Source organism: Streptomyces sp. NPDC001156 (genome assembly GCF_053598275.1).
The window spans coordinates 1-10,006 of sequence record NZ_JBSFJX010000260.1; the positions used below are offsets into that span (position 1 = coordinate 1).

Consider the following 10,006-nt stretch of genomic DNA (forward strand, 5'->3'; position numbering starts at 1 on the left):
CAGGCCGCCCCCTTGCGCGTACCGCATGAACCCCTCGTAGCGCAGGGATCATGGAACGTCACCGGTACTCGGACATCACGAGTTCAACCTGAGTAGGTGTGCAGGCGGGGGCCGAAGATCTTCGGCTGGTCCATGGTCGCCAGCAGGGCCGGGTCGTCCCAGTCGGGAGCGGTGGCGGGGGTGCGCTTGGGCTGCGGGTCGCCTGTGGGTGCCTCGGTCAGGCGGGGCGCCTCCCACACGTAGGGGGTGGCGGTGAGGTAGAGGCGGCGGTCGGCGGGGATGCGCAGCAATTCAACGTCCCTTGCCGCGTTGCCCAGCAACCGCAGGCCCGCCAGCTCCAGAGACCTGCGCGTCAGCAGATAGACCCATGACCACCGCATGGACCTCGATCATGCCCCAGTCCACCACCATCCCGCAGCGAAACGTCCTGATCAGGTGCTCGAACCCCGGTTTTCACGCCGGACAGGCTGCTGCGGGCCCGGGTCTGGCTGAGGCGTCTCCACCATGACCAGCGCAGATGGTGCTGTGGGGTGAGGCGGTGCGGGCAAAGGACCAGACCGATGAGGCGGCGGATTTCCGCGACGGACAGGGGTATCAGGGCGGCCGGATGATTTACCGGCACCCGCACCCCTGCTCGGAGACTTCCGCGATGGCCGCCTCATGACCAGGGGCTATGCGGTGATCGCTGCTCCACCACTGGGCGGGACACCATCGAAACCGGCGCCGGCACGACGCAGCCCCGGCTCGATCCCCCGGCGGCCCGGGACTACGTCGTCAAGGACTCACACCCAGTCACCGACACGCCCGGCAGAGCCCATCTTCAGCCGAATCAGCGCCGTTTGCGTTTCTTCGCGGAGCGCTTGGCGGCCGGGCGCTTGCGTGGGGAGTGGGGCTTCGCCTTGCGCGGATGGCTGGTGAGCGCGGCATTCCTGTCGCTGCGGTATGCCCGCCAGGCGTGGCGGGCTGCTTCGGCGGTGGCGGGGTCAGGGTGGTGGGTGAGCTGTTGTGCGAGGAAGGCGGATTGGTACGGGTCTGCGTTTGCGAGTGCGGTGAGCAGGAGCGGGCCGCCGCCGGGCCAGTCGGCCGCGGCCTTGTCGAAGGCCGCGTGTACCTGGAGCGGCAGCTCTGGTTCGTGCTGCCCGGCAGCGGCGGTCAGGCGGTGGGTGAGCAAGGCCGCTTGGCGCACTGCTTCGAGTTCGTCGACCAGGAGCACCGCGCGGGCTGCGGAGGGCACCGCAAAGGCGTCGGGCGTCAGGCCTCGCTCGCGCAGGGCGCGTTCCGCGTGGCCGCCGAGCACCGGGTCGGCCAGCTGGGCGTGCAGTGCCTGGGCGGGTGCGGCCGTCAGGTCGAGTAGGCCGAGCAGCGCGCGCCGGTCGGCGGCGTCCGGCCCAGGAGGGGTGGCGGCGAGCGCGGCCAGCAGTGCGGGCCAGCCGTCGGTGCCGCGTTCGGTCAGCCAGTCGCCGAGCACCTGACGGGCCGCGGCCGGCGGCCAGTGCTGAGCGGCGGCCACCAGCAGGTCCGCAGTCCAGGTGCGCACCTGTGCCTGGGTGGGGAAGGCGCCGTCGTCGGCCCCGCCGGCGCCCAGGAGGAGTGCGTCACGCAGCAGGGCCGAGCCGAGGGGGGTGAGGGTGAGCGCGTCGCCGGTGCGCTCGGCGATGCCGAGTCCGGCCAGCCGGTCCATGACGCGTGCCAGGCGGGCGGCGGCCGGCTGCAGGTCGTCGCGGTCCGCCTCGTTCAGTGCGGGGATGCCGGTGACCGCGGACAGAGCTTCGGGAGGGGGGAGTTCGTAGGGACCGGTGGCCGGGACGGACGCATCGGGGGCGCTCTGGTGCCCCGGCGGAACGATCCACAGCTCCTCCTGTGCGGCCTGCCGGGCCACCGACTGGGCCACCCCGGCCTGCTGATAGAGGAAGTAGAGCGGGCCGAGGTGCTCGCCGGGGAACTCCTCGGCGGTTTCCTCGTCATCGGCCAGCTGCGCCAGCAGCGCGCCCAGGAGGTCCAGGGCGAGCCCGGCCAGCTCGGCAGGCCCGCCGTGCTGCCATACCTCGGCGGCCGGCCCCGGGATGGGTGCGCCGTGCGCGTCGACGGTCAGGAAGCCGCTGGCCAGCGCCAGCTCACGCACCTGCTCATCCGCGGTGTCCAAGGTGGCGGCGGCCTGCGCGAGGGCCTGCGGCAGCGGCGCGGCGCGCAGTTGGGCGGCCTGCTCTTCGGGGGAGGCCGGCAGGGGCGGTGGAGGCAGCGGGGAAGGATGTGGGCCGAACGTCTCCAGGTGCTGGTCGGCCAATTCGCCGACGATGCCGAGCAGCGGCGCGTGGCTGCCGGCGCCGGGTGCCAGGTGTGCGTACGGGCCGCGCAGCAGGGCGTCGAGCCCGGCTGCCGTCCAGCGGTCCAAGAGCACGCCGGCTTGGGCGTCGTACCAGGCGTCCTCCTGCTCCTGCGGGACGTCCGGCTCGCCCTGCGGGGCGTCGGGGATCAGCGGCGCCTGGCCGGAGGGGGGCCGCACCTGCTCGCCCAGGGCCACGGCCTGCAGACGCCCGGCGAGCAGGGAGCGGGCCTGCCGGGAGCGTTCTCCCCTCAGCGCGCGTAGCCAGCCGGCTGCGGCGAGTGGGCCGTCCGCGGCGGCGAGGCCGAGCGCCGTCTGCCGCTGTGCATAGGGGCGGGCGGCGAACGCCTCCAGCCAGGCGCGTACGGCCCGCGTATCGGCGGCCTCCACGCCCTCGGCCCGCAGCAGGTTGCCGTACAGCCGCGCCCAGGTGACGCGCTGCGGGCTGGTCATCATCTCGGTGAAGCCCTCCGCCAGCTCCTGCACCCGGGCCACCAGCCTGGCGTGCCGTTTGGCGTTGAGCCTGCCCTCTTCGTGGGTATGGTCGGCGAGCGCGGCCACCGCGGCCAAAAAGCCGGGCAGCTCGGCCTCGGTGGCGCTCACGTACAGCGGCAGCAGGGTGTGCAGCAGCTCCTCCACCAGCTCCTCAGTGGGCTCCGGGAAGCCGGGCCGGCGGCGCGCCCCGCTCAGCGCGAGCAGGCCGAGCACGGCCTCCGCGGCACGCGCATCAAGCACAGTGCCGCGCCGCTCGGCCCAGGCGAGAAAGGATGCGAGGTCGAGTCGCAGGGGTGTGGGGGTGGTTGTGGGGGTGCTCACCCCCGGCAGCGTAGCGGCACAGCACAGCAGCCCGTACCGCAAGCAGCCCGCCTCACCCGCACCCAGTGGTGCACCACGGCGGACGGAACCGGCCCTGCGGTCGGATGGAGGCATGCAGCCGGCGGCACTCACCGAAGAACGGCTGATCCACCTGGCCGGTGCCCGCTCCTACGCCCGCGGCAAGGGATATGTGGATCGCCGTAACCCGGCTGCGCGCGGGCGCCCCTGCCGGCCAAGCACTTCCTCAAAATCGACGAATACGTCGGGCTGCTCGCGGAACACGTCGCCGCGCTCGGCGAGCCCTACGCCCGCTGCCTCGGCGACGGAGTCCGGGAGCTGCGCCCGACTCCCGACGGTGCTGCCATACGCATCACGTACTGGCTCACCGCCAACCGCACCGCGGTCCTGCGGGCCGTCTTCCGCAAGACAAGAATGCGGGAGGATGCCGAGGTCACGCGCGCCAAACTCGCACAAGCGGGGGTCGCGCCGGTGCGCCGCCTGGCGGACAAGCCCCGCCCGTCCGCCACGGGGGGGCAGCGGACGGACGGGGCAGCTGAAGTGCCGTTGTCCCGCGGTCACGCCCAGGTGAGGCGTTGCCCGTCGGGGCCCATGTGCAGCCGCATGTGGTCGGTCGGTGGTCGACCGGCCGCATGCCACTGCAGGAGATGTTCCGTGATCTGATCCCACAGCCGCGCCGGGCCGCCCTGCCGGACCATCCACCGCTCGCCGTCTTGGAAGGCCACGGCCCAGGACCCGGCGTCCACGTCGATCACGACGTGCTCGGCTCGGCCGTCCCGTTCGAGGGTGAGCCGCTGGGCGTGCGGCGCGGCGAACTGCGCGACGAACCGGGCCGAGCTGTCCTCGAGCACGTCGCCGCCCAGTTCCGTCGGCTGCGCGTCGCCCTCGCCGAGGTTCGGCAGGATGCCGAGTGGGGGCGGGAGGTGGGGACGGGCCATCATGAACGAGACCTGTCCGCCCAGCACGGGACCGCCGGCTGTGCCGTCGTCGGCGACCGTGAGCCGGACGAGTTCGGAGGCGTGCATCCATCCGCCGACGGTCACCAGCACCTCACCGCCGGGTCGCATCTGGGCGAGCCAGTGGGCCGGGACGGTGTGCACGGCGCATGTGGCGATCACGCGGTCGTACGGACCGCCCTCCTGGTAGCCGAGGAGGCCATCGCCGACCACGCGGGTAGGCCAGTAGCCGGTGCCCGCGAGCGCCATCCCGGCGCGGGCGGACACTTCCGCGTCGACCTCGACCGTGGTCACGGTGTCGTCCCCGACGACATGGCAGAGCAGCGCCGTCGAATAACCGGTGCCCGTGCCGACCTCCAACACGCGCGCTCCCTGGCTCACCCGCAGGTCTTCGAGCATCCGCACGACCAGGCTCGGCAGCGTGGACGACGACGAGGGAGCCGCCGCGATGCGTCCCTCGATCTGCTCGGGGAAGACGCCGGCGGCCACCTGCGTGACGAGGGTGTCGTCTTCGTAGATCCGCGCGAGCCGGGCCGCTGAGTCCCCGGATGCCGGCCGGTACCAGCCGTCTTCGTCGTACTCGAACCAGCCGCGGGAGAGGAACGCCTCGCGCGGCACGGACAACACGGCCGCTTCCCATTCCGGACTGCGCAGGGCGCCGCTTTTGGACAGGTGCCGGGCGAGGTCGGCCCGCAGGTGCTCCGACGGCAGCAGGTCACTCATGCCTGGGTTGCTCCGTTCTCCAACAGGTCTGCGATTGCGGTGGTGATCGTCAGGTCGGCCGCGGCTTCGAGCCAGGCCCACTGGCCGTTGGGGTTGCACTCCAAAAACCACCATGCGCCGTCCGCGGTCATTGCGAAGTCGAAGGCGCCGAAGTTCAGGCCGAAGCCGGCGAGGAACGCAACGAGCGCCCGCCGCACCCCCTGTGGACAGTCGACCACCTCATAGCTGAGGTTTCGGTATGCGGCCCGCCAGTCCACGACCCCGGGCGGCGCGGTGATCAGGGCGCAGAAGGACTGCTCGCCGACGACGACCACGCGCACGTCCGCCACCTTGGGCACCTGCGCTTGGAACAGATGCGCGCTGTGGCTGACCGCGTCGTCGAGTTCGCCGGGCTTAACCGGGGCCGCCCAGATTCCGGTCGGCTCGCCCTCGACTTCGTATGTCCCGGCGTGCAAGGGCTTGTAGACCGTGGGCGCTTCGGCGCAGAACGCCTTGGCCTCCAGCGGGTCGTTGGTGATCAGGGTTGCCGGGGCGGTGAGCCCCACGCGGCCCGCCGCGTCCAGTTGAGCCGGCTTGTACTCGGCCCGTGCGATGGCCTGCGGGTGGCTCAGGTACAGGCACCCCGGCAGCGCGCCGAGCACTCCGCCCAGTCCGCGCCGGTTCTCTTGAGCAGCGAACCGGGCCCCCTGCTCGCTGCTGTCCGTCGGGTAGGCATGCGGGCGACGGTGGTACAGCGCGCGTACGGCGGACAGGTCGACCCTGTGTTGCCCGATCGTGAGCCGACCGCCCCATCCCCGCGCCCCGGTGCGGGCGGCGAGCTGTGCGGGCGCCGGGAAGTCCCGGCCCGGATCGAGGCGGACAACGGGCACCCGGCGCCGGTTCAGCTCCGTGATGACCAGGTCGGCGGTCGCGTCTTCGTGCTGGGTGCAGACCAGCACCGGGCGGGTGTCCACGGGCGCGCCTCCTAGTCCTGGGTGGCGTCGTGGCCGGAGTCGCCGTCCACCTTGCCGTCCTTGCTGATCTGGGTGGGCGGGTAGGTGTTGACGGAGGTGCCGTGCTTGCCGAGTTCGACCGGACTCATGCGGCCGTCGCCGCCGACCCAGCGGCCGGTCTGGGTCAGCGGGTCGAGTCCCGCGTACCGCCAGGGCGAGGGTTCGCCGTTGTGCAGCGGGGTCATGCGGCGCATGCCCCACGGTGGGGGCGGATTAGTCACTGCTTGCATGGTGCCTCCTTGGCCGGGGTGAAGGTGGATGGTGAAGGCCGTCCCGGGGCTCGACCTGTCCAGGGCTGGGGGACCTGGGGCGAAGCCCCTTGCCCGGATGCCGACAGGAGTCTCCGGAAGCAAAGAACGGCGTGTTCGAGTGCGTATCTGGGGTCTTTTCGATGGAGCTACAAGGGGCGGCTGCTGTGTTGGCCGCCGTCGCGGCCGCCCGTTCCAGCGCCGTGTCAGGGTGGCGGTGCTGGGGTCTCCAGCGTCTGGACGGGGCGGTCTGGGTTGGCACTCTCGTGCACAGGTAGTCGTGCACGACGAAGGTGCCGTCGGCTCTTGTGGCCGCGGCGGTGACGGAGCCACGTGCGCGGCTCGTGGGGCCTGATCGGCTCGTCGCAGTACGGCGCAGGTCATTGGCGGTACTCCCTGACCAGCCGGTACAGGCCGCGGCCGGCGCAGCAGTCGGCGACGGTCTTCTCGTTCCGGCACAGCTCGCAGGTCGAGCCGTGGGCGAACAGGCCGCGGTGCGCACGGTCGGCGATGCAGCCGTGGCAGGCGCGCGGGAACCAGCGCATGAGCGAGGTGGTGCCGCTGTGCGGGCTCATCTCCTCGCCGAGGTCCACGGCCGTCTCCGCGGTGAGCTTTTCGCCGCACCAGACACACCTCGCGCCGCGGACCTTGGCGTCGGCCAGAGTGTCGAGCGAGGGGAGCGCGAGGACCTTCAGCGCCTCGGGCGCGATGTCGTGGATGACGCTGCTCACCGGATCACCCCCGTGGGCGTCCGGGCTGCAACTTGCCTCATGTCGGCGCTCCTTCACGGCGTTCGGCCATGCCCCGGGGCTGTTCGCGCGGCTGCCGGGGCTTGTCGTGCCTTCGACGCTAGGAGCGGGAAGTGCAGCACCTCCAGCGATGTGCAGAAGTTTGCAAACTACCCCTTCCGTCCCTGGCTTTGACGAGTTTGCGCCCTTGACCGAGGCGCCCGGTCGGGGGACGTTGACGCAAAGAACTGCACACCTCGCGAATGGGGGCTGACATGCCGCTACTCTTCATCGGGATCGACCCCGACACCGGCAAGGCGGACAGTCCAACCGTGTGGGTCGACCAGGAGAAGCAGGAACTCGTCTTCCAGGGCTGGAAGCCGGGTCCCGAACTCCAGGCGGAATGCGCTGCATTCGACGTGCCAGGGCACGCGACGGGCGTTCCGGACGACGAAGCCGTGATCCGTATCCCGGCCAGGATGGTGCACATGATCAGGGAGGCGTGCGATGCCGTCGAGCGTTCCGCCGTTCAGTGAGCTGATCGCCGCCTGCACACGCTCGGCCGTGCACTTGGAAATGCGCGACCAGTACGGAGTCGACAGCGAAGGCGACGATTTCAGCACGTGGCTGCGCACCGGCCGCGCGGAAACCGATCCCGCGTCGGAGTACTGGGCGCCCTGGGTCGACCTCATCTCGGGTGCCGTCGCGCTCGGCGTGACCGTGCGCCGAGCTCGCATCGTGTCCGAGCCGGTGAGCGCGTACATCCGGTACGAGCACGCCGGGACCGGTGTCAACCTGCATGCAGGCGAGGAGGTCCGGTGGCTCCCGCGCCGACGCGCCTCCGACCTTGCCCTGCCGGGCAACGACTTCTGGCTCTTCGACGACCGCCTGATCCGCTGGGGCTACTTCAGCGGCGACGGCGCCCTGACCGGCCATGAGATTTCCGAAGACCCAGCCGCTGCCAAGCTGTGCGCCCAAGCCTTCGAGGCGGTATGGGAGCGCGCTGTCCCGCACGACCAGTACAAGATCCACTAACAGACAAGCACCGGTAGGCCAGCTCATGCCCGTCTCCCCGTCCTCGTCCGCCCAGGCCGCGCGCGAGGCCGTCGCCAGGCGGCTGCGTGAACTGCGCAAGGAAGCAGGGCTGACGATCGTCGAGCTGGCCTCCGCGTGCAGCTGGCACTACTCGAAGACCTCCCGTATCGAGAACGCCGTTACCGGCCCCACCGCGAAGGACATCCGGCGCTGGTGCGCCGCCACGCATGCTGAGGAACAGGCGCAGGACATCATCGTCCAGTCCCTCAACGCCGAGTTGATGTACCGCGAGTGGCGCGGGCAGGTCCGCAACGGGCTGAAGCACCTACAGGACAGCCGGGTGCAGTTCTACCGGGACACCGAACTGTTCCGGATCTACTCGTCCACGCTCGTTCCCGGTCTGCTGCAGACCGAGGGCTACGCGGCGGCCGTGCTCAGCATCGCCGCGCACGCTGACAACCTCCCCATCGACGACAGCGCTGATGCGGCACGGGCCCGGGTGGCGCGATCTCGCATCATCCACGAAGCGGGCCGCCGGTTCGTCCTGCTCATTGAAGAAGCCGTGCTCCATTACCGGCTCGGAGACGGGGACACGATGGCCGCGCAGCTGGGCTACCTGTTGACTGCTGGGGCGCTGCCCGCGGTCTCGCTCGGCATCATCCCGGCGACGACGGCCGGGCGCATGCGGTGGCCTGAGGAGACCTTCCACGTCTACGACGAGAAGCTCGTAGCCGTGGAGCTTGTCTCGGCGCAGGTGAACGTGACCCAGCCCAGCGAGATCGAGCAGTACGTGAAGGCCTTTGAGCAGCTACGGAGCATGGCCGTGTACGCGGCACAAGCACGCGCCCTGATCGTGAAGGCCATCGACGCACTGGGCTGAGCCCAGACACGACGAGCGATCCTTGCCCTTCTACGGGAGGACCGCAACGACGACACCCAACTGCTGCCCCTGCTCGACGCGATCCCACCGGTCCGCGGCCGGGTAGGACGTCCCCGCCGCAAGCCGGACTCGCTGTTCGCCGACCGCGGCTACGACCACGACATCTACCGCGACCAGGTCCGCGCCCGCGACGTCGTGCCCGCGATCGCCCGCCGCGGTACCCGGCACGGTACCGGGCTGGGCACCTACCGCCGGGTCGTGGAGAGGAGTTTTGCCTGGTTGCACGGCTTCCCACGCCTGCGGACCCGGTGGGAACGACGAGCCGACATCCGCGAAGCATTCCTGAAACTCGCCTGCTGCCTCATCACCCACCGACAACTCAGGGCATTGCGCCGACGTCGGGATGCAAATGTCGACGGTCACGCAATTCTCCACCAGCGGCGTCAACTTCCCCGCCCACACGTTCGAACGAGGCCGGTCTCTCCCGCGTCTGGTGATCCGCATGTGGTTTGCTCCGGTCGGCTCAGCTGATAAGAGCTGGTTCGCGTCCCGTCTCGTGCCTGAAGATTCTCGGAGTGGCAGACACGGAACCCACCGAAGAAGAGACGCCGGACGGACTGCTGGGCTGGTGCCTGGTGGCCAACGTGGCGCAGGAAACCGCGCGCGGCGAGAGCGGTCTCGACATCCAGCGTGGCACAAAGCACTTCCCGGTAGGCGCCCTGCCGTGGATCCCGCCCATGCGCTGGGACCCTGGCTGGGGTCGCTGGCATGCGGTCGGGCGGCACAGAGGCAACGGCCGCCGGTACGTCAACATGGTCGTGCGCGCGGATGACCTGGAGAACTTCCGGGTCAAGGGTGTCTACAGCGAAGGTCTCGTCCGAAGCCTCAACGGCTACGATCACGACCCGGCCGCCCCGCGGACCCTGCAGAACCCGTGGACTCGCGAGCGGGCCCAGAGCTGGGCGGACGGCCGGAACCAACTCCGGGAGGGCATCGTCATCGACGGCCAGCGTCACCCGCGGATCTCCCTTCCCAACCCTCCGCCGGCAGAGCTCCAGGTCGGCGGCGAAATCCTGCACCTCGCCCAGTACGGCACCAGGGGACCCCACTACAGTCGCATGCCCCCTCCCGTGGAATGGGTCCCCGAGACCTGACTACCTGTTTCTGAACCCGGAGGCTGCAGGTCGACCAGATAGTGTCCGAAACGCGAAGTTCGTGGAAGCGTTCGCCGAACGGTCACCGTGACCGCCCGCCGAGGACTCCGACGGGCGCGACGGCCGCTGGCGC

At 70.6% G+C, this 10,006-nt stretch carries 11 protein-coding genes and 1 pseudogene; 6 read left to right on the forward strand and 6 right to left on the reverse strand.

Going from position 1 to position 10,006, the window contains the following annotated elements:
* Nucleotides 1-83: 83 nt before the first annotated feature.
* Nucleotides 84-380: a hypothetical protein gene (locus tag ACWDA7_RS46250; protein WP_450613362.1), complete on the reverse strand. Its 297-nt coding sequence runs from the start codon at nt 378-380 to the stop codon at nt 84-86.
* Between the two features lie 449 nt (nt 381-829).
* The gene (locus tag ACWDA7_RS46255; RefSeq protein WP_450613364.1) at nt 830-3,139 is read right to left on the reverse strand and encodes a hypothetical protein; all 2,310 of its coding nucleotides are present in this window, start codon (nt 3,137-3,139) and stop codon (nt 830-832) included.
* A 225-nt stretch (nt 3,140-3,364) separates the two neighbouring features.
* Between ACWDA7_RS46255 and ACWDA7_RS46260 the strand changes: the two genes are divergently transcribed.
* A complete protein-coding gene (locus ACWDA7_RS46260; RefSeq protein WP_450613381.1) occupies nt 3,365-3,820 on the forward strand; it encodes a type II toxin-antitoxin system RelE/ParE family toxin in 456 nt (151 codons plus the stop codon).
* On the opposite strand, the gene tgmC is transcribed toward ACWDA7_RS46260, so the two are convergent.
* The 4 genes from tgmC to ACWDA7_RS46280 form a co-directional block, all read right to left on the reverse strand.
* Complete coding sequence (gene tgmC, locus ACWDA7_RS46265) at nt 3,715-4,836, reverse strand: ATP-grasp peptide maturase system methyltransferase (RefSeq protein WP_450613365.1); 1,122 nt, start codon at nt 4,834-4,836, stop codon at nt 3,715-3,717. The genes ACWDA7_RS46260 and tgmC overlap by 106 nt on opposite strands.
* Nucleotides 4,833-5,789, reverse strand: coding sequence for an ATP-grasp ribosomal peptide maturase (gene tgmB, locus ACWDA7_RS46270; protein WP_450613367.1), 957 nt, complete (start codon nt 5,787-5,789; stop codon nt 4,833-4,835). Before tgmB ends, tgmC begins: the two co-directional genes overlap by 4 nt.
* 11 nt (nt 5,790-5,800) lie before the next feature.
* Nucleotides 5,801-6,058, reverse strand: coding sequence for a putative ATP-grasp-modified RiPP (tgmA, locus tag ACWDA7_RS46275; protein ID WP_450613369.1), 258 nt, complete (start codon nt 6,056-6,058; stop codon nt 5,801-5,803).
* Nucleotides 6,059-6,456: 398 nt separating this feature from the next.
* Nucleotides 6,457-6,807 carry a hypothetical protein gene (locus tag ACWDA7_RS46280; protein WP_450613371.1) on the reverse strand — a complete coding sequence of 117 codons (351 nt, stop codon included), beginning with the start codon at nt 6,805-6,807 and terminating at the stop codon, nt 6,457-6,459.
* Between the two features lie 272 nt (nt 6,808-7,079).
* Between ACWDA7_RS46280 and ACWDA7_RS46285 the strand changes: the two genes are divergently transcribed.
* The 5 genes and pseudogenes from ACWDA7_RS46285 to ACWDA7_RS46305 all read left to right on the forward strand — a co-directional run bounded on the left by ACWDA7_RS46285 (nt 7,080) and on the right by ACWDA7_RS46305 (nt 9,873).
* Complete coding sequence (locus ACWDA7_RS46285; protein WP_450613373.1) at nt 7,080-7,340, forward strand: hypothetical protein; 261 nt, start codon at nt 7,080-7,082, stop codon at nt 7,338-7,340.
* On the forward strand, nt 7,312-7,839 hold the full coding sequence (locus ACWDA7_RS46290; protein ID WP_450613375.1) for a DUF6879 family protein: 528 nt from the start codon (nt 7,312-7,314) through the stop codon (nt 7,837-7,839). Before ACWDA7_RS46285 ends, ACWDA7_RS46290 begins: the two co-directional genes overlap by 29 nt.
* A gap of 25 nt (nt 7,840-7,864) precedes the next feature.
* Nucleotides 7,865-8,719 (forward strand): helix-turn-helix domain-containing protein, encoded by an 855-nt coding sequence (locus ACWDA7_RS46295; protein WP_450613377.1) that lies wholly within the window; start codon nt 7,865-7,867, stop codon nt 8,717-8,719.
* A 39-nt stretch (nt 8,720-8,758) separates the two neighbouring features.
* A pseudogene (locus ACWDA7_RS46300) lies at nt 8,759-9,103 on the forward strand (transposase); the annotation flags it as partial.
* A 191-nt stretch (nt 9,104-9,294) separates the two neighbouring features.
* Complete coding sequence (locus ACWDA7_RS46305) at nt 9,295-9,873, forward strand: hypothetical protein (RefSeq protein ID WP_450613379.1); 579 nt, start codon at nt 9,295-9,297, stop codon at nt 9,871-9,873.
* Nucleotides 9,874-10,006 lie beyond the last annotated feature (133 nt).

Bases quoted from the DNA above. Each gene is read 5' to 3' on its own strand.
- ACWDA7_RS46250 (WP_450613362.1), bottom strand. From the start codon at position 380: ATGCGGTGGTCATGGGTCTATCTGCTGACGCGCAGGTCTCTGGAGCTG.
- tgmC (WP_450613365.1), bottom strand. From the start codon at position 4,836: ATGAGTGACCTGCTGCCGTCGGAGCACCTGCGGGCCGACCTCGCCCGG.
- tgmA (WP_450613369.1), bottom strand. From the start codon at position 6,058: ATGCAAGCAGTGACTAATCCGCCCCCACCGTGGGGCATGCGCCGCATG.
- ACWDA7_RS46285 (WP_450613373.1), top strand. From the start codon at position 7,080: ATGCCGCTACTCTTCATCGGGATCGACCCCGACACCGGCAAGGCGGAC.
- ACWDA7_RS46290 (WP_450613375.1), top strand. From the start codon at position 7,312: ATGCCGTCGAGCGTTCCGCCGTTCAGTGAGCTGATCGCCGCCTGCACA.
- ACWDA7_RS46295 (WP_450613377.1), top strand. From the start codon at position 7,865: ATGCCCGTCTCCCCGTCCTCGTCCGCCCAGGCCGCGCGCGAGGCCGTC.